The 25701-nt window shown below is 67.4% G+C and carries 23 protein-coding genes; 9 read left to right on the top strand and 14 right to left on the bottom strand.

Annotation, left to right across the window (positions count from 1 at the left end):
- Positions 1-23 precede the first annotated feature (23 nt).
- From GIW81_RS13290 to mutY, 3 genes are all read right to left on the bottom strand, one after another.
- Positions 24-1268: a type 2 periplasmic-binding domain-containing protein gene (locus tag GIW81_RS13290; RefSeq protein WP_154739866.1), complete on the bottom strand. Its 1245-nt coding sequence runs from the start codon at positions 1266-1268 to the stop codon at positions 24-26.
- Between the two features lie 128 nt (positions 1269-1396).
- The gene (locus GIW81_RS13285; protein ID WP_154739865.1) at positions 1397-3094 is read right to left on the bottom strand and encodes an alpha-keto acid decarboxylase family protein; all 1698 of its coding nucleotides are present in this window, start codon (positions 3092-3094) and stop codon (positions 1397-1399) included.
- A 68-nt stretch (positions 3095-3162) separates the two neighbouring features.
- Complete coding sequence (gene mutY / locus GIW81_RS13280) at positions 3163-4269, bottom strand: A/G-specific adenine glycosylase (RefSeq protein ID WP_229309291.1); 1107 nt, start codon at positions 4267-4269, stop codon at positions 3163-3165.
- 90 nt (positions 4270-4359) lie between these two features.
- On the opposite strand from mutY, the gene GIW81_RS13275 reads away from it, so the two are divergent.
- From GIW81_RS13275 to smc, 4 genes are all read left to right on the top strand, one after another.
- Positions 4360-4917, top strand: coding sequence for a DUF721 domain-containing protein (locus GIW81_RS13275; protein WP_195930565.1), 558 nt, complete (start codon positions 4360-4362; stop codon positions 4915-4917).
- A gap of 141 nt (positions 4918-5058) precedes the next feature.
- A complete protein-coding gene (locus GIW81_RS19115) occupies positions 5059-5751 on the top strand; it encodes a DsbA family protein (RefSeq protein WP_324615032.1) in 693 nt (230 codons plus the stop codon).
- A gap of 11 nt (positions 5752-5762) precedes the next feature.
- Positions 5763-6569, top strand: a complete 807-nt coding sequence (locus GIW81_RS13265; RefSeq protein ID WP_324615031.1) for a DsbA family protein — start codon at positions 5763-5765, stop codon at positions 6567-6569.
- A 54-nt stretch (positions 6570-6623) separates the two neighbouring features.
- Entirely contained in the window at positions 6624-10085 is a 3462-nt protein-coding gene (smc, locus tag GIW81_RS13260; RefSeq protein WP_154739862.1) for a chromosome segregation protein SMC, read from the top strand.
- Between the two features lie 9 nt (positions 10086-10094).
- Here smc and GIW81_RS13255 read toward each other — a convergent pair whose 3' ends face one another.
- Entirely contained in the window at positions 10095-10829 is a 735-nt protein-coding gene (locus tag GIW81_RS13255) for a methyltransferase domain-containing protein (RefSeq protein ID WP_154739861.1), read from the bottom strand.
- A gap of 135 nt (positions 10830-10964) precedes the next feature.
- Here GIW81_RS13255 and gloB point away from each other — a divergent pair, with 135 nt between their 5' ends.
- The 3 genes from gloB to GIW81_RS13240 all read left to right on the top strand — a co-directional run bounded on the left by gloB (position 10965) and on the right by GIW81_RS13240 (position 14121).
- Positions 10965-11735 (top strand): hydroxyacylglutathione hydrolase, encoded by a 771-nt coding sequence (gene gloB, locus GIW81_RS13250; RefSeq protein ID WP_154739860.1) that lies wholly within the window; start codon positions 10965-10967, stop codon positions 11733-11735.
- Positions 11736-11738: 3 nt separating this feature from the next.
- Positions 11739-12173 (top strand): cupin domain-containing protein, encoded by a 435-nt coding sequence (locus tag GIW81_RS13245; protein ID WP_154739859.1) that lies wholly within the window; start codon positions 11739-11741, stop codon positions 12171-12173.
- A 208-nt stretch (positions 12174-12381) separates the two neighbouring features.
- A complete protein-coding gene (locus GIW81_RS13240) occupies positions 12382-14121 on the top strand; it encodes an NYN domain-containing protein (RefSeq protein ID WP_154739858.1) in 1740 nt (579 codons plus the stop codon).
- A gap of 95 nt (positions 14122-14216) precedes the next feature.
- Here the strand turns inward: GIW81_RS13240 and phbB are convergent, their stop codons facing one another.
- Positions 14217-14945, bottom strand: coding sequence for an acetoacetyl-CoA reductase (phbB, locus tag GIW81_RS13235; protein WP_154739857.1), 729 nt, complete (start codon positions 14943-14945; stop codon positions 14217-14219).
- A gap of 104 nt (positions 14946-15049) precedes the next feature.
- Positions 15050-16234: an acetyl-CoA C-acetyltransferase gene (locus GIW81_RS13230; protein WP_154739856.1), complete on the bottom strand. Its 1185-nt coding sequence runs from the start codon at positions 16232-16234 to the stop codon at positions 15050-15052.
- Between the two features lie 228 nt (positions 16235-16462).
- On the opposite strand from GIW81_RS13230, the gene phaR reads away from it, so the two are divergent.
- A complete protein-coding gene (gene phaR / locus GIW81_RS13225) occupies positions 16463-17101 on the top strand; it encodes a polyhydroxyalkanoate synthesis repressor PhaR (protein ID WP_154739855.1) in 639 nt (212 codons plus the stop codon).
- An 83-nt stretch (positions 17102-17184) separates the two neighbouring features.
- Here the strand turns inward: phaR and GIW81_RS13220 are convergent, their stop codons facing one another.
- From GIW81_RS13220 to mtgA, 3 genes are all read right to left on the bottom strand, one after another.
- The gene (locus tag GIW81_RS13220; protein WP_154739854.1) at positions 17185-17595 is read right to left on the bottom strand and encodes a hypothetical protein; all 411 of its coding nucleotides are present in this window, start codon (positions 17593-17595) and stop codon (positions 17185-17187) included.
- Between the two features lie 135 nt (positions 17596-17730).
- The gene (rpmF, locus tag GIW81_RS13215) at positions 17731-17916 is read right to left on the bottom strand and encodes a 50S ribosomal protein L32 (RefSeq protein WP_154739853.1); all 186 of its coding nucleotides are present in this window, start codon (positions 17914-17916) and stop codon (positions 17731-17733) included.
- A gap of 194 nt (positions 17917-18110) precedes the next feature.
- Positions 18111-20009: a monofunctional biosynthetic peptidoglycan transglycosylase gene (gene mtgA / locus GIW81_RS19110; RefSeq protein WP_229309290.1), complete on the bottom strand. Its 1899-nt coding sequence runs from the start codon at positions 20007-20009 to the stop codon at positions 18111-18113.
- A 94-nt stretch (positions 20010-20103) separates the two neighbouring features.
- Between mtgA and GIW81_RS13205 the strand changes: the two genes are divergently transcribed.
- Positions 20104-21003, top strand: a complete 900-nt coding sequence (locus GIW81_RS13205) for a polyprenyl synthetase family protein (RefSeq protein ID WP_154739852.1) — start codon at positions 20104-20106, stop codon at positions 21001-21003.
- Positions 21004-21074: 71 nt separating this feature from the next.
- On the opposite strand, the gene GIW81_RS13200 is transcribed toward GIW81_RS13205, so the two are convergent.
- The 5 genes from GIW81_RS13200 to GIW81_RS13180 all read right to left on the bottom strand — a co-directional run bounded on the left by GIW81_RS13200 (position 21075) and on the right by GIW81_RS13180 (position 25695).
- The gene (locus tag GIW81_RS13200) at positions 21075-21770 is read right to left on the bottom strand and encodes an outer membrane protein (protein WP_154739851.1); all 696 of its coding nucleotides are present in this window, start codon (positions 21768-21770) and stop codon (positions 21075-21077) included.
- A 164-nt stretch (positions 21771-21934) separates the two neighbouring features.
- The gene (locus GIW81_RS13195; RefSeq protein ID WP_154739850.1) at positions 21935-22456 is read right to left on the bottom strand and encodes an EF-hand domain-containing protein; all 522 of its coding nucleotides are present in this window, start codon (positions 22454-22456) and stop codon (positions 21935-21937) included.
- 30 nt (positions 22457-22486) lie between these two features.
- Positions 22487-23761, bottom strand: coding sequence for a flavodoxin-dependent (E)-4-hydroxy-3-methylbut-2-enyl-diphosphate synthase (ispG, locus tag GIW81_RS13190; RefSeq protein WP_154739849.1), 1275 nt, complete (start codon positions 23759-23761; stop codon positions 22487-22489).
- Between the two features lie 80 nt (positions 23762-23841).
- Entirely contained in the window at positions 23842-24651 is an 810-nt protein-coding gene (locus GIW81_RS13185) for a metal ABC transporter permease (RefSeq protein WP_324615030.1), read from the bottom strand.
- Between the two features lie 162 nt (positions 24652-24813).
- Positions 24814-25695 carry an ATP-binding cassette domain-containing protein gene (locus GIW81_RS13180; RefSeq protein ID WP_154739847.1) on the bottom strand — a complete coding sequence of 294 codons (882 nt, stop codon included), beginning with the start codon at positions 25693-25695 and terminating at the stop codon, positions 24814-24816.
- Positions 25696-25701 lie beyond the last annotated feature (6 nt).

The following is a 25701-nucleotide window of genomic DNA, read 5'->3' as shown; positions in this document are numbered from 1 at the left end:
CGCGGGCCGTCATTCACGGCGGCCTAGCACGCCGTCGGTGATATCGCGCAGGTGATCTTTTTGCGGACCGCCTTCCGGTTCGCCTCGATTCCGGAGTTGGGGTACGCGACAGCCCTGACAATATCGGCCTTGAACCTGGCGTAGGTTTGGTCCTGGGCTATCTCTGGGATGGAAAACGCGGACTTGGTCGCTGGCAAAAGGTAGCGCGGCACCGTGTTGTTCTTGATGTCCTTGCCTAGGAGCAGGTAGGCCATCGTCTCATCGCTGTTCATGAAGGCCACAAACTTTGCCGCCGCGCTCTGACAATCAGCTCCACAGTTCTTGCCCACCACAAACGCGTCCGTGAAGAGTATCGGATTGTCGCCGTCGCCGAGCGGCGCCGAGCGAACCGCTACGTTCTCATTGCGCGGAAACCGGCGGATATAGTGCAGGCTTTCCGAGTACCCGACGTAGGTGTTCGCGTGGGAAATGGCAAACGGCGCTATGAGCACCTCTGCACCGTCCATCTTGCTCGGTAGCGAATTGAATTTTCCGGAGAAGCAGACATTCCGGTCCAGCGGTCCGCAGAGCTTTATCATGCTGGCAAGATCGGCGACCACCGAAGGGTCAAGCTGGGTTAGCGCATCTTTGAATGCTTTCGCTGGATCGCCGCCAGGGTTCCGATCCATCCACGCATCGAGATAAAGCGACGGCAAGGTCCAGCTTCCCTCGAAGTCACCGACTAGATCGACTCCGTCATCACCGTCGCTCGCCAACTTCTGCAACAGCCCACTTTGACCCTGGCCTTCCAGGAGGCTCGGATCCCTTGCGAACAGGAAATGACCGCACAAGAGATGCGGTACGCCATAGACCTGTCCCTCGAACGTGACGGCGCGCATGCCAACGTCGAACAGATTGTCGGTGCGAGCCGGCGAGAATGGCGTAATGACACCTGCCAGCACCAGATCGCCGAGCAGCTGCGTGTCGATTTCCATCACATGGAAATGCTCGTCGCCCTCTTCGCCAAGCCACTTCTTCAGTGCCTCGGAACTGTAAAGTCCATCGCGATTGCTCGGGCTGGTGAGCAGCAGGTCAACCTGCGGATACATGCGCTCAAATCTGGTTTCGATCTCCTGGCGCAGGGTCCCCAGCTGGTCGTCCTCGTAGCCCGGAATGTACTCGAACAGTGCGGCTCTCAGGACCTGTCTGGATGATTGATCGGCGCTCTGCGCGGCGGGCGTCAAAAGCAAGGCAACCAACATCAACAAACCGCGGACGGCGCGAAGCATGGCAATCCTCTCCAAATATCGATGCAGAAATGAATTGTGAAAAACGAACGCCCACTCTAGCGGCCTCATTCGGCCGAACAAGCGGTGAGTTGCACGTGTTATCTGAATTGTCCCAACACCAGCGTGGTCTAGCGCGCGGCGTCCGGCTCGACCGCTGACAGCACGGGTTGCGCCGCTTGCCTGCCCTTATCCGGCGATAGCTCGGCACCGAGCCGCTTCAGCGCCTCGGAGGTGTCGAGGCGATCGAGCATGATCTCGACCAATGCGGGACCTCGATTGCTGGCGCGGGCGCGCTCGAGAGCGGCGTCGAGCTCGTCTTCCGTCGTGACGCGCTCACCCCAGCCGCCGCCAAATATCTCCGGCAGCCGATGGTAGGCCCACGGCTGGATGTCGTTGTAAGAGCCCTCGTGGATCACCCGCTCGGTCGTGTAGCCGTCGTTGTTCATGAGCAGCAGGATGACATTGCTCTCGCGGCGGCACAGCGAGGACAGCTCTTGGGCGCTCATCTGGAAAGCGCCGTCGCCGATCAGCGCCAAGGGACGCCGCGCGGGGTCGGCCAGCGAGGCGCCGAGCGTCGCCGGCAGCGCGTAGCCGATCGACAGATAGAAAGCCTGGCCGATGAAGCCGACGTCGTGGTGCATGACGAGGTCGGCGGCGGCAACGATCGAGTCGCCCGTCTCGGCGATGACCGTCGTGTCGTTGCCGATGAAGCCGTTGATGCGCTTCATGACACGGCTGACGGTCAGCTTGCGGCCGGGCTCGGCGACAAAGCCGGTATCGAGCAGCCGCGACACGCTGGTGAATGGCGGGTGCGTGAGGCCGGCAACCGGCATGCGATCCGCCAGCCCCGATACGACATCGCCGATCCACACTTGCTCGTAGACGTGCTGGCTGATTTTGAGACGCCCGGAATTGGCAAGGATCATGTGCCGGCCCTCGAGCCGGCCCGTATTGACGCCAAGGCAAATGTCGCTGATCCAGGCGCCGAGGCAGAGCAGGACGTCCGCCTTCTCCACGACGTCGCGTACCTCGCGCCGCGACATGCCGCCCTCGTAGACGCCGATGGCTTGCGGGTGGTGCTCGGAGATCACCGTCTTGCCGAGTAGCGTGGTGGCGACGGGCACGCCGCTCGCTTCCACCAGACGATGGAATTCATCCATCAGCCCGTAACGGTGCAGCTCGACGCCGCCCAGGATCACCGGGCGCTTCGCCGTCAAGAGCAGCGACATGGCCTCCTCGAGCGCCTCGGCCAGCGCGTCCGGATCGGACGGCGGGCGTGCGGGAGCCGCGAAGGGACCCGGCGGGGGACACGGCCGGTCCACCATGTCGGCGGGGATCTCGATCATGATCGGGCGCTTCTCGGCCATGCAGCGGGCGAGCGCGCGATCGATGCGCTGCGGCGCCTCGGCGGGATCGTCGAGCAGGACCGAGGCCGCGGTGATGTGCGAATACGCCTGCTGCATGGTCGAGAAGTCGCCGACGCTGTGATGCAGCAGCATGGAGGAGCGCCGCTGCGTGGTACGCGGGCCGCCGACGAGGACGACGACGGGAACCTGCTCGGCGTAGGCGCCGGCGATGGCGTTCATGGCGCTGAAGCCGCCCACGCCCCAGGTGACACAGATGCAACCGATGCCGTTGATCCGCGCGTAGGCGTCGGCGGCATAGCCGGCGTTGAGCTCATTGCAGGTGCCGACGAACTCGATGCCGGACTCGATCAGCCGGTCCATGAACGTCAGCACATAGTCGCCCGGCACACCGAAGGCATGCCTGAGCCCCGCCTGCTTCAGGCGCTCGAGGAGATAGGTGGCGACGGTGGATTGGGCCATACCTGTAGATGTGTCCCAAACTGCGCAGCTTCAAACCCCGTTCCGCCGTCAGGGCGTACTCTACGTCGCTAGTTCTCTTTCAGCGCGTGGCCGATGACCTTGCGCATGACGCTCGGCAGCGCCGCGGCGTGCAGGTCGCGGCGCGCCACCCACTGGCAGCGCTCCGGCTCGGCCCAGAAGGTGAGCGTGGCGTCGGCCGGCACCAGCGCGCGATAGACGATGAGCTCCAAACGGAAATGCGTGAACACGTGCACGACGGTGCCGGGCACGGCCCACCAGTCGGCACGTAACGGCGCCGACCTCAGCGCTTCCTTGGCCGGCGGCAGCAGGTCGCCCCACGCGGTGCTCGGCACCTCCAGCATGCCGCCGAGCAGCCCCGCCTCCGCGCGCTTGCGCACGAGCACGCAGCCGTCCTCGCGCAAGGCAACGAAGGCGAAGCCGACGCGCTGCGGGCGCTCGGCGCGCTCGAGCCGCATCGGCAGCTGCTCGGCAATGCCATGCGCCGCGGCGGCGCAGTCCTGCTGCACCGGACAGACGAGGCACGACGGGCGGCGCGGCGTGCAGATGCCGGCGCCGAGATCCATCATCGCTTGCGCGAAGTCGCCGGCACGGCGCTCGGGTGTAAGTGTGGCGGCGAGCCGCTTCAATTCGGTCTTCGCCGCCGGCAACGATTGGCGCACCGCGAACAGCCGCGCGACGACGCGCTCGACATTGCCGTCGACAGGCGTCGCGGATTCGCCGAAGGCGATCGCGGCAATCGCGTTCGCCGTGTACGGGCCGATGCCGGGCAGCTTCTGCAGCTCGGCGATGGTCGAGGGAAACTTGCCGCCGAAATCCTCGACCACGGCGATGGCGCACTTGTGCAGGTTGCGCGCGCGGCTGTAGTAGCCGAGCCCCGCCCAGGCGGCGAGCACATCGTCAAGCGGCGCCGCGGCGAGCGCCTTGATGGTCGGCCAGCGCGCCAGGAAGCGTGCGTAGAATGGGATGACGGCTTTGACCGTCGTCTGCTGCAGCATGATCTCGCTCAGCCAGACGCGGTAGGGATCGGCACGCTTGCCGGGTGCCACGCGCCAGGGCAGATCGCGGCGCTCCTCGTCGTACCACGCGAGCAGCGCGTCGACCGTGTCGGGGCCGGCCGGCCGGAGCGGCAGTTGCTTTCGCGCAACAGCAGTCAAGGGATCGTCTCCCGGCGCCCGCGAATCGATCCGGCGATGCTAAGCGTCGAATACCGCGCTGCAAACTCTCCAAGGCGGACTAAGCCTAGCATGGCCAGCAACACCGCAGCACTGCGCGCCCGAACGGCGCCGACGCCACACTCGCGTGGCTACATCTCGGCACGCGCCGTCGGCACCTACGTTCCGAAGCTGACGCACAAGGCCTTCGAGAAGTACGGCTTCGCCGCCGCGGCACTGCTCACCGATTGGGCGGTCATCGTCGGCGCCGAGGTGGCGCAGTACACGGCGCCGGAACGGCTGAAATGGCCGCGCGGCGTCGACATCGGCGGCGACGTGGAAGACGGCGCGCAAGGACGGCCCGGCGCCACGCTGATCGTCCGGGTGGACCCGGCCCGCGCGCTCGACGCGCAATACAAGGCGCAACAGATCATCGAGCGCATCAACGGCCATTTCGGTTACCGCGCCGTCGGCGAGCTGCGCATCATGCAGGCGCCGCTACCCGAGCGCGCCCGAGCCCCATCCGAGGCCCCGCGCGCGCCTGTCACACCCGACACCGCGCCCGAGCTTGCCGGAATTGCCGACGAGCGGCTACGGACGGCGCTGGCGAACCTGAAATCCGGTCTGACGCACCGCGCCCAAAGCCGCTGAAAAACCCCTACATCAGGGCGAGCATTAAGCTTCATTCACTTGGAGCGCGGCCCGTTTTGCCTTATTCCAACGCCCGATAGCGTGCTAGTCGGGCGGGAGCGCCCGGGCCGCAATAACGTAGTTCGTCCAAGGAGCACACACGTGTCCGCATCGAAGTTCTACTCCGGCCGTTTTGAGCTTGCGCGCCGCGCCGCCGTTGCCGCCCTCTGCGCCGGTGCCATCGTCACCGTCCTCGCCCTCCCCGTTGCCGCCCAGCAACAGCAGAAGGGGCCGAGCGAGGTGCCGGTCGAGGAGCTGATGAAGCCGGTCGGCTTGCCGGACCTGGCGGTCGGCCCCACGGACGCCAAGGTGACGGTCGTCGAGTACGCGTCGATGACCTGCGGCCACTGCGCTCACTTCACCAAGGATGTGTGGCCCGAGTTCAAGAAGAAGTACGTCGACACCGGCAAGGTGCGCTACATTTTCCGCGAGTTCCCGCTCGACAACCTCGCCGCCGCCGCCTCGATGCTGGCGCGCTGCGCCGGGGGCGACAAAGCCTTCCCGCTGATCGAGGTGATGTTCGAGAAGCAGCAGGAGTGGGCGTTCGGCGAAGGCAACCCCGTGCCGCGGCTGTTCGAGATCGCCAAGCAGGCCGGCTTCACGCAGGAGTCGTTCGACAAGTGCCTGACCGATCAGAAGCTGCTCGACGACATCACCGCCGGCCGCACGCGCGCCTCCGACGTGTTCGGCGTGCAGTCGACGCCGACCTTCTACATCAACGGCAAGAAGCTCGACGGCGGTCCGACGCTGGACAAGTTCGACGCCATGATCGAGCCGCTGCTGGCCAAGAGCTGAGCCATAGGATCGTGAGCCGGATAAGCGTCCTTGCTGCGCTGCTCATGCTCCCGGCCCTGCTGGCGGGGTGCGGCGGCAATACCCTGTTGCCGCCGACCACTGAGTTGACGCCCGACAAGGCGCCGGACACCGGCGGCGCCTATCCGAGCGCCGAGGACACAGCGTCGACAGGCCCGGAGCGATTCAATCCCTTCGCCGATCCGAGCGAGAAGCCCGCGGGCGGCCGCGAGGTGATCGAGAACCCGACGCCCGCCGACATCATGGTGACCGGCACGCTGCCGGAATTCGCGTTGGGCCGCCCCGACGCCCCCGTCACCATCGTCGAATACGCGTCGCTCTCCTGCCCGCACTGCCGCAACTTCCACCTCACCACCTTCCCGCAGCTCAAGAAGCAGTACATCGACACGGGCAAGGTGCGCTTCATCATGCGCGAGTTCCCGATCGGCAAGACGTCGGGTGCCGCGACCGTCGCGCTGCGTTGCGCGAATCCTGACAAGTATCTGACGCTCTATGGGAAATTCATGGAGCAGCAATCGGCCTGGGTCTCCCAGGAGGTGCGCCTCGACCCCGTATTCAAGGTCGCCGCGCAGGTGGGGATGACGCGCCAGCAGTTCGACGCCTGTCGCGAGAATCAAGCCATGATCGATGGGCTCAAGTGGGTGAAAGACCGCGGGCGCAAGCTCGGTGTCATGGGCACTCCCAACTTCTTCGTTGCGGGCAAGCTCGTAAAGAAGGAGCTCACGTTGGAGGACATCCGCGCGATGGTCGATCCGCTGCTGGCGGGCCCGGCTACCGCGTCGGCTGGGGCGCCGAACTGATCCGGCTGCATCCGCTATGCTGAGCGGCGCTATTTGCTGCGCGCAGGGACCGCGATGAAGATCACTCGCCTAAGGCTTTTGGGATTCAAGTCGTTCGTCGAGCCGACCGAGCTGGTCATCGAGCCGGGACTCACCGGCGTCGTGGGGCCGAACGGCTGCGGCAAATCCAATCTCCTGGAAGCGCTTCGCTGGGTCATGGGCGAGACCTCGCACAAGAGCATGCGCGCCGCCGCCATGGACGACGTGATCTTCTCCGGCACCAACTCGCGTCCGGCCCGCAACTCGGCGGAAGTGACGATCTTCCTCGACAACCACGAACGCAAGGCGCCGGCCGAGTTCAACGACAGCGACCAGGTCGAGATCACCCGGCGCATCGAGCGCGAGGCGGGCAGCGCCTATCGCATCAACAGCCGCGAGGCGCGTGCCCGCGACATCAAGATCCTGTTCGAGGACGCCGCGACCGGCGCCCGCTCGCCGGCGCTGGTGCGCCAGGGGCAGATCGGCGAGATCGTCAACGCCAAGCCCGAGCAGCGCCGCCGCATACTCGAGGACGCGGCCGGCATCGCCGGATTGCACAGCCGCCGCCACGAGGCGGAGTTGCGCCTCAAGGCAGCGGAGTCGAACCTGGCGCGGCTGAGCGACGTGCTCGGCCAGCTCAACAGCCAGGTCGAGAGCCTAAAGCGGCAGGCGCGCGCGGCGCGGCGCTACAAGGAAATCTCCGACGAGATCCGCCGCCAGGAAGCGCTCGTCATGCATCTCGCGTGGACCGACGCGCAGGCGCAAGTCGACGGCGAGGAGGGCAGGCTGCGCGACGCGCTGTCAGTGCTCGCCACGGCGACGGAAACGGAATCGCAGGCGCTCACCGAGGAGGTGCGTCTCGCCGAGCAGATGGACCCGCTGCGCGAGGAGGAAGGCAAGCGCGCCGGCGTCCTCGGGCGGCTGCGCGTCGAGCAGGAGAATTTCGAGCGGGAGGCGGCGCGCGCCGCGGAGCGCGAGCGCGAATTGCGCGCTCGGGCCGAGCAGCTCAGCAACGACACCGCACGTGAGGAAGCGCTGATCGGCGAGGCCCGCCAGATCCTCGCCGACCTCGGAACCGAGACCGAAAAGCTCGCCGCGGCGGAGGCCGAGGCAGGCGACAGCGAGCGCGGCGCCCGCACACGGCTCGAGGCGGCGCAGGAAGCTTTGCGCGACGCCGAAGGCCAGCTCGCCGAGTTGACCACCAAGGTCGCCGAGCATCGCGCCCGCAAGCACAGCGTCGAAGCCAATCTCGCCGAGCGCCAGGCGGTGATCGCCAAGCTCAGCCGCCAGCTCGCCGAGTTGCAGGCGCAGACGCGCGAGATTGCCGGGCGCGCGCCCGACGCGGAAAAGCTGCAGCAGATCACCGAGGCGGGACAGACGCTCTCCGACCAGATCGTCAAGTGCGAGACGCAGGCGCTCGCCGCCGAGGAAAACGCCCGCACCATCGCCGCCATCGCCGACGCGGCGCGCGAGGTGAGCAACAAGGCGCGCCTAGGCCTCGCGGCGATGCGCGCCGAGCGCGAGACCCTCGTAAAATTGCTGATTGGCGCGCGGCACACGGATTTCCCGCCCATCCTCGAACGTCTCCGCGTGGCGCACGGCTACGAGGCAGCGCTCGGCGCGGCACTCGGCGACGATCTCGAGGCGCCCGCCGAGCTAGAAGCCGCCGTCCACTGGCGCCACGTCGAGGTGCCGCGGCACGATCCGGTGCTGCCCGCCGGCGTCGACCCGCTTTCCACCCACGTGCAGGCGCCGCCGGAGCTCGACCGCCGCCTGCGCCAGACGGGCATCGTCGCCGATCGCACCCAGGGCCATAAGCTGCAGCCGGCGTTGAAGCCGGGCCAGCGCCTCGTCAGCCGCGCCGGCGATCTGTGGCGGTGGGACGGCTTCACGGCCGCCGCTGAAGGCGCGACGCCCGCCGCCCAGCGCCTCGCCGAGCGGAACCGGCTGTCGTCGCTTGAAATCGAGGAAGCCGAAGCCCACACCGCCGCCGCGTCGGCCGCGGACGAAGAGCGCCAGGCCGTCGAGGCACTCACCGCCGCACGCGCCGAGGAGCAGCGCCTGCGCCAGCTCGGCCGCGAGGCGCAGGGCATGCTGGCGAAGACGCGGGACAGCCTCACGACCATCGAGCGCGCGGCGCGCGACACGGAAAGCAAGCTCGCCGCCGTCTCGGGCGCGCGGGCGCGCGCCGAAGAAGAGCTTGTCGTCGCCAAGGACTTGCTGGGCGAGGCGGAGGAGGCAGCCGCAGCCTTTGCCGCCGCCGAGGACTTGGAGCCGGTGCTCGCCGCGGCGAAGACCGAGGCGGAAGCGCGCCGCATGGCCGTGGCCGAAGCGCGCGCCGCCGTGAGCGATATCGAGCGCGAGCGGCGTGCCCGCGCCGATCGCGGCACAGCTATCGAAGTTGAGCGCGAGCGCTGGACGACGCGTTCGGGCGGCGCCGAGCAGCAGATTGAAACTCTGAAGACACGCCTCGTCGACACCGAGCGCGAGTTGGACGGGCTCGCCGATGTCCCGGCGATGATCGAGGAGAAGCGCGACAAGCTGATGAGCGCGCTCGCCGCGGCGGAGCGCGAGCGACAGGTAGCCGCCGACGCGCTGGCCACGGCCGACACGGCGTTGCGCGCCGGCGTGCAGGCGCTGCGCGCGGCGCAGGGCACCGTGACGGAAGCGCGCGAGGGCCGCGCCCGCACCGAGGCACGGCTCGAGGGCGCCCGCACCCGCCGGCAAGACGTTTCGCGGCAGATCCGCGAGCAACTCGGCATCGCGCCGGAAGGCTGCTTGGCGGTCTCCGAGCTTCAGCCCGGCGCCTACATGCCGCCACTCGCCGACGTCGAGCGCAAGCTGACCGGCCTCAAGGCCGACCGCGAGCGTTTGGGCGGCGTCAATCTCGCCGCCGACGACGAGCTGCAGCAGCTCAGCATCCAGGCGGCCAACCTCGACACCGAGAAGACCGACGTGGAGAGCGCCATCGCCAAGCTGCGCGCCGCCATCGGCCAGCTCAACCGCGAGGCGCACAAGCGGCTGCAGGAGGCGTTCGAGGCGGTCAACGCCCACTTCGGCAAGCTGTTCATGACGCTGTTCGGCGGCGGCGAGGCGCGGCTCGAAATGATCGAGGGCGAGGATCCGCTGGAAGGCGGGCTGGAGATCATCGCCAAGCCTCCGGGCAAGAAGCCGGTGACGCTGTCGCTGTTGTCGGGCGGCGAACAGTCGCTCACCGCCCTGTCGCTGATCTTCGCCGTGTTCCTCACCAACCCCTCGCCGATCTGCGTGCTCGACGAGGTGGACGCACCGCTCGACGATGCCAACGTCGATCGCTTCTGCCGCCTGCTCGAGTCGATGGCGGCGGAGACCGCGACGCGCTTCCTGGTCATCACCCACCACCCAATGACCATGTCGCGCATGAGCCGCCTGTTCGGCGTCACCATGGCGGAGAAGGGCATCTCGCAGCTCGTTTCGGTCGACCTGCAAACCGCGCAGAGCTTCCGCGAAGCCGGCTGAGTCAACTCGTCAGCTGCGGTCGCGGCGGGCGGACGTGGCCGACGGCACCAGCTGCGGCAGGCGCCGCGCCTTGGCCGGCTTGCCGATCGGCGCCACCAGCTCCTTGCGCGCCTCGACGATCATCACCCCACAAAACGCCGGCGATACCGACTCGCCGACGCGCTCCCACGCAGTCGACGAGCGCAGCAGCACCGCCCGGCCGAGCGGCGGGAAATAGAGAGCGCCACCCCAATCGACCGGAGTAAACATCGCGCCGACCAGAAGCTGCTCGAGCTGCCGGCGGCTGTAGGGGCGCCCGAAGCCGAACGGCGTATTGTCCAATCGCGCCCACACGCCGCGGCGGTTGGGCACGACGAGGATGATGCGACCTTCGGGCGCCAGGATGCGCCACATCTCGCGCAGCAGGTGCCGCGTGTGCTCGGCGACCTCGAGGCAGTGCACGGCAAGCAGGCGATCGACCGACCCGTCGGCGAGCGGCAGGCGGTCGTCGTCGACGAGAACGCTCTGCGACGCGCCATCGCGCGGCCAGCGTACCGCGCCCTGGCTGTCGGGCATGAGCGCGCCGAGGTGCTGCGCCTCGCCGCGGAACGCGCCGAGATAGGGCGCGGAGTAGCCGAGGCCGATGAGCGTCGAGCGGTGCAGGCCGCGCCAGCGCGCGCGGATGCGGTGCGTCAGCAGCCGGCGCACCGTCTGCCCGAGCGGCGCGGCGTAGAACTCCCTTAGTTCCTCGACGTCGAGCTGCATGATGGTCGCAGTCCTTTTGCGTCGCCCGCCAATCTGACCGCTTCGCGCGGCATTTCAAGCCCGCGTTGTCATCGGATCGGCGCGCCGCTACGCTCGCGCTTCGTCGACGCTTGCCAAGAAAGTGAGCCGGTTCTGATGCCGAAGCTCGAAATCGAGCAGTTTGCTTGCCTTTCCGACAACTACGGTGTGCTGATCCACGACCCCGAGGCGGGCGTCACGGCGTCCATCGATGCGCCCGACGCCAAGGCGATCCTCGCGCGGCTGGAGGCGAAGGGCTGGAAGCTGACGCACCTCCTCGTCACCCACCATCACAGCGATCACACCGGCGGCAACCTGCAACTCAAGGAGGCGACGGGTTGCACCATCATCGGCCCCAAGGGCGAGGCCGAGCGCATACCCGGCATCGACGTGGACGTGGCGGAAGGCGACACGATCAAGTTCGGCACCTTCGAGATTAAGGTCATCGAGACGCCCGGGCACACGCTGGGTCACGTGGCCTACTTCATACCGGCCGCCAAGGTCGCGTTCGTCGGCGACACGATGTTCGCGATGGGCGCCGGCCGCATCTTCGAAGGCAATGCCGAGATGATGTGGAAGTCGCTGCAGAAGCTCAGCCGGTTGCCGCGCGACACGGAAATCTACTGCGGCCACGAGTACACGCAGTCGAACGCAGCCTTCGCGCTGACGCTGGAGCCCGACAACCAGGCGCTGGTCAATCGCGCCAAGGAGGTCGACCAGCTGCGCAAGGACAACAAGCCGACGCTGCCGACGCGCCTCGACCGCGAGCTCGAGACCAACCCCTTCCTGCGCCCGCACGTCACCGCCATCCGCGCCAAGCTCGGCATGCTGTACGCGCCCGACTGGCACGTGTTCGCCGCTATCCGCGAGCGCAAGAACAAGAGCTGAAGCATGTCCGAGCGCACCGCGGCCGAGATCATCCAACTCCTCGATTTGCAGCCGCATCCGGAAGGCGGCCACTACCGCGAGACGTTCCGCGACGACCGCGGCGACGGGAAGCGCGCCGCGTCTACCGCCATATATTTCCTGCTCGCCGCCGGCGAAATCTCCCGCTGGCACCGCGTCGACGCTGCCGAAGTGTGGCACTGGCACGCGGGCGCGCCGCTGCTTCTGTCGATCGCGCCGCCGGATGGGCCGCAGACCGAACTGCGTCTCGGCGCCGACCTCGTGGCCGGCGAGCGCCCGCAGGGCGTCGTGCCGCCGGGCCACTGGCAGAGTGCGCAGAGCCTCGGCGATTGGACGCTCGTCGGCTGCACCGTGGCCCCGGGTTTTCTGTTCGAGCATTTCGAGTTGGCGGAGAACGGATTTTCCCCGCCGCGTGCGTGAAGTGTTGCCACGAGCAGCGACCACTTTGTTGCCCGCAAACCTCACAATCGGGTTTTCCACTGTTTGTTGGTGCGTGCCACGTCAACTAAGCGCCGAGCATTGAACAGTTTTCCCCGTATCGCGAGTCGACTCTGGTTGCCGCTGAAGGCCGACTCACCAAAAAGTCCTCGCAATCGACATTTTACGGCCACGCGGGGGGATGCCGCTTATGAAGCGCGAGTCGTCTGGGCAAATTCTAACGGCGGTGTTCGTCGACTACGACAACGTCTACTTGTCGCTGAAGCGCAAGAACGAGGAGGCGGCCAAGCGTTTCTCCAAGGACGCTGGCACCTGGCTCAAGGAGATCGCGTCGGGAGCGCTGATGACGGCGACCAACTCGCCGGCACTGCAAGCCGACCGCCGCATCGTCATCAACCGCTGCTACGGTAATCCTGTCCCCCGCCGTAACCAGGGCGATAATTCCACCGACATGAGCTCGTTCCCGTTCGTGCGCCACCACTTCCTGCGCGCCGGCTTCGAGGTCGTCGACTGCCCGCCGCTCACCGCGCAGATGAAGAACTCCGCCGACATCCGCATGGTGATGGACGTGCGCGACCTGCTCACGCACGACACCTACTTCGACGAGTTCGTCATCCTTTCGGCCGACGCCGACTTCACGCCGGTGCTGCACCGCCTCCGCTCGCACGCGCGCCGCACGGTGATCTACTCGAACGATCACACCGCCGCCCCCTATACGGCGATCTGCGACGCGGAGATCCGCGAGGCGAGCTTCCTGTCGCTGCTGGTCGACGGCCAGCTGACCAACCAGAGCGAAGGCCGCGCGGAGCAGCAGGCGCTGCCGAGCGCCGCGTCGATCGAGTCGGTGCGCCGAGAGATCCTCGCCGAGGTCGCCAACGCCGTGCGCGCCGCCGATCAGCCGATGCCGCTCGAGGCGCTGGCCGACCGCTGCGTGCGCATTCTCGGTCACGACAAGACCGCCGGCTCCGCCTGGGGCGGCACAGGCAGCTTCCGCGACCTTCTCGCCCGCGGCTTGCCGGAGGACATCCGCCTCACCGGCAATGCGCCCTACTTCGTCTACGACGCCAAGCGTGCCGTGCAGACCGACGCGCCGCGCATCGAGACGCGCGCCGAGCCCATCCGCAACGAGATCGTCCGCTCCGAGCCAATCCGCTCCGAGCAGCCCATCATGCAGCGCGCGCTCGCGCCGCTGTTCGGTGGTCAACCCGCTCAGCGAGCCGACGCTGCGCCGATCGGGGCCCCCGCTCCGATGCAGCGCGGTCCGCTGGCCCCGGCACAGTCCGACACCCTCTCGGGCCAGCCGGGGCAATCCCGCCAGCAGGCTCCGGGCGCGCAGCGCACGGCCCAGGGCGCCGCGGCCATACAGCAGTCGATCGCCCGCATCCACGAGGCGAGCCAGGCTCCGACGCTGTCGCCGCAGGACTACCGCACGCTGTTCGACGTGATGGCGCAGGAGATCGCCGCCAACGGCCTCTCCGGCCAGCAGACGCTCAGCAACATCGTGAAGCGTGCCGAGAGCATGGGCATCGAGATCCGCCGCGACGACGTGCGCTTTGTGCTCGACGTCGTCAGCGAGCCCGATCCGTGGTTCGACCAGGGCGCCTCGCCGAACCTGTTCGCTTCGCGCTTCCGCAACTTCGTGGTCGCGCGCTGCCGTAGCCAGGGCCTCAATCTGTCGGCCGACGAGCTCGATCTGATCGAAGCGTGGTTCGCGGCGCCGATCGCCCAGCGCAATGGCGGTGCCGCGGCGCAGGGCGGCTACGCCCCGGCCCGGCAGCCGCAGCAGGGCATGGGGGGCGAGCCCGGCCAGGCCGCGGGCGGCGATCGGTGGTGGAGCTTCGACGACGGCCGCCAGCCGGGCGCCGAGCAGCAGTCCACCGGCACCGGCGACGAATTCCCCCGCATCATCCGCACGCGGCTGCGCGGCTAAGCCCGCACCGATCAGGCGCAGACAACAAAAAGGCCGGGCGCGAGCCCGGCCTTTGCATTTGGTAGTGCCCCGTCGTCGGGCTTGGCGTCGATCGCTCAGGTGGCCATGTAGTGGCCGCCGTTGATGTCGAAGCACGCGCCGTTGATGAAGCCGGCGCTATCGGCAGCGAGGAACACCACGGCACGCGCGATCTCCTCCGACTCGCCGAGGCGGCCGACCGGGATCTGCGGGATGATCTTGGTGTCGAGCACTTCCTTCGGCACGGCGCGCACCATCTCGGTGGCGATGTAGCCGGGCGCGATGGTGTTGGCGGTGATGCCCTTGGCCGCGCCCTCGAAGGCCAGCGCCTTGGTGAAGCCGTGCATGCCGGCCTTGGCGGCGGAGTAGTTCGTCTGCCCCATCTGGCCCTTGCGGCCGTTGATCGACGAGACGTTGATGACGCGGCCGAAGTTGCGGGCACGCATGCCGTCGATCACCTGACGCGTCATGTTGAAGACGGAATCGAGGTCGGTGGAGATCACCTCTTTCCACTGCTCGAGGGTCATGCGGTGGAGCATGGCGTCACGCGTGATGCCGGCGTTGTTGACGAGGACGTCGACCGGGCCGACCTCCTTCGCCACCTGGGCGCAGCCGGCTTCGCAGGCGGCGTAGTCGCCGACGTTCCACTTGAAGACCGGGATGCCCGTCTCGACCTGGAACTGCTGCGCAGCGGCGTCGTTACCCGCGTAGTTAGCGGCGACGCGGTAGCCCGCATTCTTGAGCGCAGTCGAGATTGCGTGACCGATGCCACGCGTCCCTCCCGTCACCAGCGCGACACGAGCCATGAAGTAGCCTCCCTCGGATTGTCTTTTGTTGATTGAATGCGGTTGTGTGGCGGGTACCCCCGGCCCTTTCGCAAGGCCGGGGCGAACCTGTGGTTACTTTTCGTTCAGTCGCGCTCGACGCACATGGCGATGCCCATGCCGCCGCCGATGCATAGCGTGGCGAGGCCCTTCTTGGCGCCGCGGCGCTTCATCTCGTGGACCAGCGTCGTCAGCACGCGCGCGCCGGACGCGCCGATCGGATGGCCGATGGCGATGGCGCCGCCGTTGACGTTGACCTTGTCGGTATCCCAGCCCACGCCCTTGTTCACGGCGCAGGCCTGTGCGGCAAAGGCCTCGTTGGCCTCGACGAGATCGAGGTCCTTCGCCTGCCAGCCGGCCTTCTCCAGCGCCTTCTTCGAGGCGGGGATCGGACCGGTGCCCATGATCGAGGGATCGACGCCCGCCTGCGCCCACGAGACGATGCGGGCGAGCGGCTCGATGCCACGCTTCTTGGCTTCGGCGGCAGTCATCAGCACCAGCGCCGCAGCGCCGTCGTTGATGCCCGAGGCGTTGCCGGCGGTGACGGTGCCGGCCTTGTCGAAGGCGGGGCGCAGCTTGGTGAGGCTATCGAGCGTCGCCCCGTCGCGGATGTACTCATCCTCGGAGACGACGGTGTCGCCCTTCTTGCCCTTGATGGTGACGGCGACGATCTCGTCCTTGAACTTGCCGGCCTTCTTGGCGGCCTCGGCCTTGTTCTGCGAGGCCACGGCGAACTTGTCCTGATCCTCGCGCGTGATCTGCCACTGGCGCGCGACGTTCTCCGCCGTGGTGCCCATGTGGTAGCCGTTGAAGGCGTCCCACAGGCCGTCCTTGATCATGGTGTCGACGAAGTCGAGGCTGCCCATCTTGGTGCCGTTGCGCAGGTGCGCGGCGTGCACCGACTGGCTCATGCTCTCCTGACCGCCGGCGACGACGATGCTGGCTGCGCCCGACTGGATCTGCTGGGCGGCGAGCGCCACGGCGCGGAGGCCCGAGCCGCACACCTGATTGATGCCCCAGGCGGGGCTGTCGACGGGGATGCCGGCGGCGATGGATGCCTGGCGGGCCGGATTCTGGCCCTGGCCGCCAGTGAGCACCTGACCGAGGATAACCTCGGATACCTCGCCCGGCTGGACGCCGGCGCGCTCGATGGCCGCCTTGATGGCGATCTTGCCGAGCTCGTGACCAGGCAGGCTCGACAACGACCCGTTGAACGAGCCGACCGGCGTGCGCGCTGCGCTGGCAATCACGATGGTATTGTCGTCGCTCATCCGCGGTGGCGCCTCCTCGAGCGCATTGGTTTTGTTGGGTGGCCACACGGCAGCGCGCCCCGACCTGGGGGCCCGGCCGGCCGCTTGTAAACCACGTGTTACCGAAGCTTAGGCTTGCTGCCAGCTAATGCGCTATCTGGCTGCAGCGGTCAACACAAACGGCTGGCACCCATGGGGAGGGGTGTGTTACGCTGCCGCAGTGCAAAAAACTCCCCTGGCGGCCCTGCGATGTTGAACAAACCCGACGCTTCTGCCGACAAAAAAGAAGCGGTTGTCATAAAGAAGTATGCCAACCGCCGGCTCTATAACACCGAGACCAGCACCTACGTGACGCTAGAAGATCTGGCGACGATGGTGCGGGGCGATAGGGACTTCGTCGTCTACGACGCCAAGACCGGCGACGATCTCACGCATTCGGTCCTCACGCAGATCATTGTCGAGCAGGAAAACCGCGTCGGCGGGCAGACGCTGCTCCCCGTGCCGTTCCTGCGCCAGCTCATCCGCTTCTACGACGACAGCATCGGCCGCATGGTGCCGGGCTACCTCCAGTTCAGCCTGGAGAACCTCGTCAAGGAGCAGGAGAAGATCCGCGCCCAGTTCGCGACCGCGTTCTCCAACCCCGCCGCCGCCTTCGAGGTCTACCAAGACCAGGCGCGCAAGAACATGCAGATGTTCGAGCAGGCGCTGTCGATGTGGAGCCCCTTCACCGGCGTGCCGGGTGGTAAGCGCCCCGATGGGAAGCCCGGCGCCGACAAGGGCCCGGCGCTTGAAGCCAAGGCCGGCGATACCAACGAGATCAGCGAGCTCAAGACGCAGCTCGCCAATATGCAGCAGAAGATCGACAAGCTGACGCAAGACCGCGACTAAGCTTTACGCTTCGCTGCGAAGAAACAAAAAAGGCGATCGCTTCCGGGCGATCGCCTTTTTTGATTTCGGTTGCTGCAGTCCGCTCAGTCGATGCCGCCGCCGATCGCGAGATCGCGGCGCGCCACGCGGATGCCGATCGTGAAGCCGGCCACGACGTCGATGGCGGTTGCCACCATGACGAGGAAGAACGTGGACGTCGCCGCCAGCGGGGCAAGCAGGAACTCCACGAGGCAGGCGACGAATACGACCATCGACAGCCCGTGATCGACGAGCGACGAGGTCGACGTGTACGTCGCCTTGATGAGCTCGGCGAAGAGCAGGAATAGCGTGACCAGGATGATCAGGTCGCCGACTTCAAAGCGCCAGGTGCCGCCGCTGAGCATCGGCAGCTCGAACAGCGCGTTGTTCAGGACTTCCGTGGTGCCGGAGACGAAGACGATCGCGTTGTAGAGAATGAACGCGAGGACAATGGACGGAATTGACCTGAGCGACATAGCGCATTCCCCCTGTTGGGCCGGGCAAGCCCTGCCCTGGCAGCCCCGTTTCTGCCATGCGGACCTTGCCGCTGCAACGGCCAAAGGGGCACCGGCGTGAAGCCGGGGCGGCGCCGAGGCGCCGCCGTATCGGCTTTAGGCGTCGGCCTTGGGCTCGAGGATCTGCCGGCCGCGGTATTTGCCGGTCTTCAGGTCGATGTGGTGCGGACGGCGGCGCTCGCCGGAGTCCTTGTCCTCGATGTAGGTTGGATTGCCGAGCGCGTCATGCGAGCGGCGCATGCCTCGCTTCATGCGAGAAACTTTCTTCCGCGGAACTGCCATAGTCCTAACTCCGTGCTGAGACAGGGCTCTTGCGGGCTAAATGCACCGCGCTCGGGCCTTTGCAAGCCCGTCAAAACCCCGGCTGTGGGAAGCTCTTTTCCTGTAAGCGCCCTGGAGGGTAATCCCGCACCCGGGCGCTGGTGGGGCGCCTTATACGCATATTCCACGGGGAGTGCCAGACCCTTGGCGGGCCCTTAGCGGCGCCCGTCGACGCAGGAGGACGCCGTCCGGTTGCCGGCCGCCCGCGCCTGAATGGTGGAGGCCCGGCGGGAGGTGCGGGGGCCGGGGGAGCCGGCGTCGCGCACGATCGGGTTGGGCAGAACCACGGCCAGCTGGGCGGCCTGGCGGGCGCTCAAGCTCGAGGCGGGGCGTCCGAAATGGGCGCGGGAGGCCGCCTCGGCGCCGAAGACCCCCGGACCCCATTCCACGATGTTCAGGTAGATCTCGAGGATGCGCCACTTCGGCCAGGCGAGCTCGATGGCGAAGGTGAGCGGCACCTCGACGATCTTGCGCAGGTAGCTCTTGGTGGGGACGAGGAAGAGGTTCTTCGCCACCTGCATGGTGATGGTGCTGGCGCCGCGCGGATAGCCGTCGGAGGCGCGGCGGACCGCATGCGCCATTTCGATGAAGTCGATGCCCCAGTGCTCGCAGAAGCGGCCGTCCTCGGCGACGATCACGGCGCGCGACAGGTTGGGCGAGATGCGCTCGATCGGCACCCACTGCTTGTCGATCGGCGTACCGGTGAGCGCCTGCTGCATCATGAGCATCGAGAACGGCGGATTGACGAAGCGGTAGACGCCGATGAGCAGAAGGACGGCGACGAACCATCCGACGAAGACGAGGAAGGCGACGTTGGCGGCGCGGCGAATGAGGTCGCGCCAATCGCGGCTTTCCGGTGCGGCCACCGCCGTCGCTTCCGCCGCTGGTTGCTGCGGAGCGTCGCGATAGAAGGAAGGCTCGCGCCGCTGCGGTGGCGCCCAGGCGGCGGCGACGTCGTGCTGCAGCGTCGGTGCACGCGGCGCTGGTGATGGCGGCGGCGGTACCGGCCGTCGTGGCGCCGGATCTTTGGGACGCATCGCCGGCTCGGTGGGACGCATTGCCGGTTCGGCGCGCGTGAAGGGTGGCGCGAACTGCGACGGCGGCGACGGACGCGGTGACGAGTAGTCCTGCCGTACCGGCGGCGGCGCGGCAGCGATTGACTTCGGCGGCGCAGGTGGTGGCGGCGCCATCGGCGGCGGCTCCGCTGGCGCGGGCGGCGCATCGCGAGCGATCTCGGGCGATGAGGGCGGCGCGGGTGGTGCGGCCGCCTCTTGCACGGGCGGCTCGGGCGCCACCTCCCGCTGGGGCGGCACGGGTTCAACGACATCCGGCTCGCAAGCGGCCGTCTCTGCCGGCGCTTCCTGTTTTGCCTCGGGGGCGGCTGCCTGCCTGGCGCGCGCTGCGTCCGCCAGCGCCGACAATGGTCCCCGGGCGGGAAGCGGCCGCATCACTTGAAACGGCGACGGCTCGAACGACGGAGCAGGAGGCGCCGGCGGATCTTGCGGGGGCTCGGCGGCGGGATCGGGATCGGCCGCGCGCGGCGGCTCGGTCGCGGCCTCGGGCTCCGGCGCAGCAACTGGTTCGGCCCGCTGTTGCGCACGCGCTCCCGGCTGCGTCGTCGACAAGGGATCGGGCCACGGCTCGAACGCCGGCTCCGCGAGCTGCTCGTCCTCCATCGGCTCGGGCATTTCGTGCGCGCGCATCGCTTCCGACAGCGCATCGAGGTACGCGGGCCGCTCGTCGTCGGCGTGGGGCGGCGTGTAGCTCACCGCCTCGGCGATGCCGGCGCGCTTCACCGGGGGCGCACTGTTGCGCGGCTCGAAGTAGCGGCGTACGGGCTGCGTGGTCTCGCGCTCGATCGTCTCGAAGTGCCCGCGCTCGGTTGCCTCGGGCTCGGCTTCGACGAAGGGATCGGCCGCGCGCGGCGCGGCGGTGTCGACGGCCAGAGGCTCGTCGCCGGACGCAGGTTCGCCCGTAGCCGCCCGTTTAGGCTGCTCTGCTTTTTCCGCAGCCGGATCGGCGGCGGGCGGCCGAGGTGAATCGGACCTTTCCATACTGTTCTTGCATCGCCCCGGTGCTATATCCGCAGCGCTTATTGCCCGCGGCCTGACGGCGTAGGGCTGGCCCGACGCTAGTAGGTAGTCCGAAATGACGTTCGTGCAAAGGCTCGGCGCGGCCGCGGGTTCAATCGAGGGGCGCCTCGCCGAATTGCTCGCAGAATGCGGGCCGGATAAAGGCAGCCGGCTCGCCGCCGCCATGCGCCACGCACTCTTGGGCGGCGGCAAGCGCTTCCGGCCGTTTCTGGTCATCGAGAGCGCGGCGCTTTTCGGCGTCGAGGCATCCGCGGCGCGCGACGCGGCTGCCGCCTTCGAGTGCGTGCACTGCTATTCGCTGGCCCACGACGACCTGCCGTGCATGGACAACGACGATGTGCGGCGCGGACTACCGACCGTGCACAAGGCCTTCGACGAGTGGACGGCGATCCTTGCCGGCGATGCGCTGCTCACGCTCGCCTTCGAAATCGTCGCGCGGCCTGAGACGCATGCCGACCCGGACGTGCGCGCCACGCTTGCTCAGGTGCTCGCGCACGCCGCTGGCGCACGCGGCATGGTGCTCGGCCAGATGCTCGATCTCGAAGCGGAGAAGCGCGGCGAGCCGCAGCAATGGACGGTCGCCCATGTCCGCCGGCTGCAAGCCTTGAAGACCGGCGCGTTGATCGCCGCATCGTGCGAAGCGGGCGCGGTGCTGGCAAAGGCGACCGCGGATGAACGCGCGGCGCTGCGGTGCTATGGCGATCTGCTCGGCCTCGCCTTCCAGATCGCCGACGACCTGCTCGATGCGGAAGGCGACCCCGCGGCGATGGGCAAGGCCGCCGGCAAGGACAGCGCCGCGGGCAAGGCGACGCTCGTCTCCCTCATTGGCGTTGCGGAAGCGCGCGCTCAACTTGCCGAAACCGTGCGCCGCGCCGAGGGCGAGTTGCAGCGCTTCGGCGACAAAGCCCGCACGCTGGTCGAGGCCGCGGCCTTTGCCGCCAGCCGCGCCCACTGACGCAGCCGCGCAAACGAAATGGGCGCCGCCAGGCTTTGCCTGCGACGCCCATCGAAAATCTGTAAAGACGCTTAGAAGCGGTAGTTGAGGCCGACGCGCGCCGTGTGGAAATCCGTCTGCGTCGTGTAGGTGCCGGCCGGGCTGGAATACGTCTGCTCACCCAGGTCGACGTAGAGGTATTCCGACTTCAACGACCAGTTCGGCGCGAACGCCCACTCGATACCGCCGCCGACGGTGTAGCCGCTCTCCCAGTCGCTGCTGCTAAACGAAGCGCCCGGCGCAGTGAGGCTCTGGCTGAGATCGGCGAATGCCCAACCGCCCGTCACATAGAGAAGCGCCGGTCCAGCCGCGAAGCCGACGCGGCCGCGCAAGGTCGAGAAATACTCGATGTCGGTAGTCACCTGGCTAAGGCCGCCGCTCAGCGCCGTGGTGTCGCTGATGTCGGCGCCCTGCAAGTCGGCTTCCAGACCGAGCACCAGCGCGTTGAACTGCGCGTTGTAGCCGATCTGGCCGCCGCCGAACCAACCGTCGGCATTCAGCGCACCGGAGCCGCCGCCAAATCCGTTGTAGGAAGCACCGTTGTCGTTGCCCCAGCCGTAGCCGGCGTTCACGCCGAGATAGAGGCCCTGCCAGTTGTAGGGTCCGCTGCGGACAGGCTCGTAGATCGGCTCGACGGGCGGCGGCGGACGGTAAGGTCCGAGGTCGGCCGCCAGCGCGTTGCTCGCGCAAGCGCCGGCAGCGATGCCGGCCAGCAAAATCTTCTTCATGGCGATTGTCCCCGTTCGTCGAATGACTGAGCCCCAAACGTCGGGCACAGCGCCGGAGTTCCCCGGACCGAGTCCGGGGTGTCGCCAAAAAGATACGAATCGCCAATGGCCTGAGCGGGGCGATTGATAGGCGCCTTGGCCCCATATCGGGCCAAATAGAGACGCTACATGCCGCCGACGCCGGGGCCGCCCTTCTGCTTCTCGCGCGGATCGCCCGACTCCGCTTTCTTGGTGTCGAAGATCTGCTCGGTGTTGGCGCGCGCGCCGGCAACCTGGCTCGACGTCAGCTTGCACTCGTTCGACTTGTCGAGCAGTGCGAAGGCGCGGTTCGGCTTGTCGACGAACTCGGTGCGCGCGACTTTGCCGTCGCCGTTGGCGTCGTAGTATTTGAAGTCGACCGTTTCGAACATGCGATCGGTCACGATGATCTTCGAATATTCGGTGCGATCGATGGTCCCATCGCGGTCGGCGTCGGCGGCGTCGAACAGCTCCGCCGCGTAGGCCTTCCACTCATCGCAGGTGACGACGCCGTCGCGGTTGCGATCCCAGCCTCCGGCCGCGGACAGGAACACGCGATCCGTATCGGGGATCGAAGAGCCGGAGCAGCCGGCGACGGCGAGGAGGACTCCGAGCGCCGCAATCCTGCCGACCTCGTGAACGGAGAAGCTTTTTGATCTTATTGTCATTGTCGTTCCCCCAAAGGGCTGGGCCGCGCCTCAGGCCGTCTGTCTCGCTTGCGGGCTGTCGACCGGCGCCGCCCCGCCGAATCGACGCTCGATATAGTCCTCCACGATCTTCTGGAATTCAGCGGCAATGTTCGGGCCGCGCAGAGTTGTCATCTTCTTTCCGTCGATGAACACCGGTGCCGCCGGTGCCTCGCCGGTCCCAGGCAGCGAAATGCCGATGTCGGCCTGCTTCGATTCGCCAGGGCCGTTCACGATGCAGCCCATGACCGCGAAGTTCAGCGTCTCGACGCCGGGATAGCGGCGGCGCCACTCCGGCATGCGCTCGCTGATCATGTCCTGCACGCGCTTGGCGAGCTCCTGGAACACGGTCGACGTCGTCCGCCCGCAGCCGGGGCAGGCGGTGACGACGGGCATGAAGGAGCGCAGGCCCATCGACTGCAGGATCTGCTGCGCCACCATCACCTCGAGCGCGCGGTCGCCACCCGGCTCCGGCGTGAGCGACACGCGGATGGTGTCGCCGATGCCGGATTGCAGCAGCAGACCGATGCCGGCAGTCGACGCCACGATGCCTTTCGAGCCCATGCCGGCTTCGGTCAGCCCGACGTGCAGCGCATATTCACTGCGCCCTGCCAGCATTGTGTAGACGCTGACCAGATCCTGCACGGCGGAGACTTTGGCCGAGAGGATGATGTCGTTCGCCGTCATGCCGAGTTCTTCGGCGCGCTGCGCAGAGATGAGCGCCGATTGCACGATCGCCTCGTGCATCACGGCGCGCGCGTCCTTCGGCTCGGGTGCGCGAGCGTTCTCGTCCATCAGCCGCGTCAGCAGCTCCTGGTCGAGCGAGCCCCAGTTGACGCCGATGCGCACCGGCTTCTTCCAGCGCAGCGCGGTGTCGACGATGGCGGCGAACTGCCGGTCCTTCTTGTCCTTGAAGCCGACGTTGCCGGGATTGATACGGTACTTGTCGAGCGCCTCGGCGGCGCCCGGGTTGTCCGCCAGCAGCGTGTGGCCGTTGTAGTGGAAGTCGCCGACCAGCGGCACGGAGACGCCGCGCGCCAAGAGCCGATCGCGGATGTGGGGGACGGCTTTTGCCGCCTCGTCGCGGTCGACGGTGATGCGCACGAGCTCGGAACCGGAGCGGGCGAGGGCCGCGACCTGGGCAACCGTCGAGTCGATGTCGGCGGTGTCTGTATTGGTCATCGACTGGACGACGACGGGCGCACCGCCGCCGACGACAACGCCGGCAACGCGGACGGAATGCGTTTGCCGCCGCGGAGCTATCAGTTCGGTTGCCGAAGCCTGCATGGCTCCCATTTCCGCCATTGGCACCAAGCGTCTAACTAATCCAGCGCCCACAACTTGGCCAGAGGGCGGCGCTCGATCCCCTACCTGGCGGAGGCGCCAGGGCGCCCGTAGGTGGCCCAACTGAGGGACAGCCCGGCCAAAACCGACATGACGATGACGATCGACGGCCCTCCCGGGCTATCGACCGCGGCCGACAGCCACAGTCCGGCGATGACACTGCCCATGGCGATCAGCCCGGTCAGCAGCACCATCCGCTCGGGCGTCCGGCTCAAGGGGCGGGCGGCCACCGCCGGTACGACCAGGAAGGCCATGACCAGGAGGATGCCGACGATCTTCATGGCAACGGCGATGGTCACGGCGAGCAGGACGATGAACACGGTACGCACCGTCTCGCGGTCGACGCCCTCGGCGGCGGCAAGCTCCTCGTGCACGGCCAGCCGCAGCAGCGGCTGCCACAGCCACGCAACCGTGGCGAGCACGGCCGCGCCACCGACAAAGATGATGGCGACGTCGGTGCTGGTCACGGCGAACACGTCGCCGAACAGGAAGCCGGTGAGATCGACCGGTGCACCTTTGATCATCGAGGTGGCAATGACGCCCGCAGCAAGTGCGGCGTGATGCAGGAGCCCGAGGATGGAATCGAGCGCCACGAGCTTCTGACGGCTAAACCAGAGCAGGAGAGCCGCCACTGCGAGCGCGACGACGAGCACGCCCCACGTCACGTCCATCTGCAGCGCCAGACCGAGCGCCACGCCGATCAGCCCCGCCTGGGCGACCGTCTCGCCGAAGTAAGCGAGCCGTTGCCAGACAACGAAGCAGCCGAGCGGGGCAGCGACGGCGGCGAGCCCGAGGCTGGCGACGAGGGCACGGATGAGGAACGGCTCGAGCACTAGTGTCCCAATTCCGAAGTTCGCCAGAACTCAAGGCTAGTGTCCCGAGCGAACTTCGGAATTAAGAGGGACACTAGAATCATAGGTTTGCTAGTGTGATTCAGATCGAGAAATTCGCTCGATCCCGTGCCGCTTGTGCTGGCGAATTTTTCGATCATCACACTAGCGGTCTCCGCGCGGTGGCTCGTCGCTCGCCGGCGCCGGATGCGGATGGCCGGCGAGGTCGTGGCTGTGGTCGTGATGATGCCGATAGACGGCAAAGGCGCGCGCCGCCTCTGCGCCGAAGAGGCGTCCGTACGCCGGATGCTGCGCCACCGCTTCCGGCACGCCTGAGCAGCAGACGTGACGGTTGAGGCAGATCACCCGGTCTGAGCGCCCCATGACGAAATGCAGGTCGTGCGACACGAGCAGGACGCCGAAGCCCGCCTCGTCGCGCAGCTTGGCGATCAGGTTATAGAGGTCGGCCTCGCCGCTGTAGTCGACGCCCTGCACCGGCTCGTCGAGCACGAGCAGATTGGGACGGCGCAGGAGGGCGCGGGCGAGGACCACGCGTTGCAGCTCGCCGCCCGAGAGCTCGCCGAGTTGCTGATGGCGCACCGACGTGGCGTCGACGCTTTTCAGCATGCTTCCAATTCGGTCGATGCTTTCATTGCTGCCGAGCGTCAGGAAGCGCTCGACCGTCATGGGTATGACGGCGTCGCTGTCGAAGCGCTGCGGAACGTAGCCGATGCGCAGGTCGCGGCGCCGGTGCACCGAGCCGCGATCCGGCTTCTCGAGCCCGAGCAGCACGCGCACCAGCGTCGTCTTGCCGGCGCCGTTGGGGCCGATGAGCGTAACGATCTCGCGCTCGTGGATGTCGAGATTGACGTTGACGAGCTGGTCGCGGCCGTTGCGGATCACGCTGACGCCGCGTGCCGAGATCAGCGCCGCCGGGTCGAACGCCGGGATTTCCCCGTCGTGCACGTGCGCGTGAGTACAGGCATGACCGGGACCGTGGCCGCACGGCTTAGGAGCCGCCTGGACCACTCCATCGCTCTCCGCCATGAGTGC

Source organism: Hyphomicrobium album (assembly GCF_009708035.1).
Classification (GTDB): domain Bacteria; phylum Pseudomonadota; class Alphaproteobacteria; order Rhizobiales; family Hyphomicrobiaceae; genus Hyphomicrobium_A; species Hyphomicrobium_A album.
Note: the sequence above shows the minus strand (reverse complement) of the source record. Positions and strands in the feature narration are given on the sequence as shown.

Coding starts and splice junctions, on each gene's coding strand:
- GIW81_RS13240 (WP_154739858.1), top strand. CDS start 12,382: ATGAAGCGCGAGTCGTCTGGGCAAATTCTAACGGCGGTGTTCGTCGAC.
- ispG (WP_154739849.1), bottom strand. CDS start 23,761: ATGCAGGCTTCGGCAACCGAACTGATAGCTCCGCGGCGGCAAACGCAT.
- GIW81_RS13195 (WP_154739850.1), bottom strand. CDS start 22,456: ATGACAATAAGATCAAAAAGCTTCTCCGTTCACGAGGTCGGCAGGATT.
- GIW81_RS13275 (WP_195930565.1), top strand. CDS start 4,360: ATGGCCAGCAACACCGCAGCACTGCGCGCCCGAACGGCGCCGACGCCA.
- GIW81_RS13255 (WP_154739861.1), bottom strand. CDS start 10,829: ATGCAGCTCGACGTCGAGGAACTAAGGGAGTTCTACGCCGCGCCGCTC.
- GIW81_RS13200 (WP_154739851.1), bottom strand. CDS start 21,770: ATGAAGAAGATTTTGCTGGCCGGCATCGCTGCCGGCGCTTGCGCGAGC.
- GIW81_RS13205 (WP_154739852.1), top strand. CDS start 20,104: ATGACGTTCGTGCAAAGGCTCGGCGCGGCCGCGGGTTCAATCGAGGGG.
- GIW81_RS13245 (WP_154739859.1), top strand. CDS start 11,739: ATGTCCGAGCGCACCGCGGCCGAGATCATCCAACTCCTCGATTTGCAG.
- GIW81_RS13230 (WP_154739856.1), bottom strand. CDS start 16,234: ATGAGCGACGACAATACCATCGTGATTGCCAGCGCAGCGCGCACGCCG.
- GIW81_RS13290 (WP_154739866.1), bottom strand. CDS start 1,268: ATGCTTCGCGCCGTCCGCGGTTTGTTGATGTTGGTTGCCTTGCTTTTG.
- mtgA (WP_229309290.1), bottom strand. CDS start 20,009: ATGGAAAGGTCCGATTCACCTCGGCCGCCCGCCGCCGATCCGGCTGCG.
- rpmF (WP_154739853.1), bottom strand. CDS start 17,916: ATGGCAGTTCCGCGGAAGAAAGTTTCTCGCATGAAGCGAGGCATGCGC.
- gloB (WP_154739860.1), top strand. CDS start 10,965: ATGCCGAAGCTCGAAATCGAGCAGTTTGCTTGCCTTTCCGACAACTAC.
- phbB (WP_154739857.1), bottom strand. CDS start 14,945: ATGGCTCGTGTCGCGCTGGTGACGGGAGGGACGCGTGGCATCGGTCAC.
- GIW81_RS13285 (WP_154739865.1), bottom strand. CDS start 3,094: ATGGCCCAATCCACCGTCGCCACCTATCTCCTCGAGCGCCTGAAGCAG.
- GIW81_RS13180 (WP_154739847.1), bottom strand. CDS start 25,695: ATGGCGGAGAGCGATGGAGTGGTCCAGGCGGCTCCTAAGCCGTGCGGC.
- phaR (WP_154739855.1), top strand. CDS start 16,463: ATGTTGAACAAACCCGACGCTTCTGCCGACAAAAAAGAAGCGGTTGTC.
- smc (WP_154739862.1), top strand. CDS start 6,624: ATGAAGATCACTCGCCTAAGGCTTTTGGGATTCAAGTCGTTCGTCGAG.
- GIW81_RS13220 (WP_154739854.1), bottom strand. CDS start 17,595: ATGTCGCTCAGGTCAATTCCGTCCATTGTCCTCGCGTTCATTCTCTAC.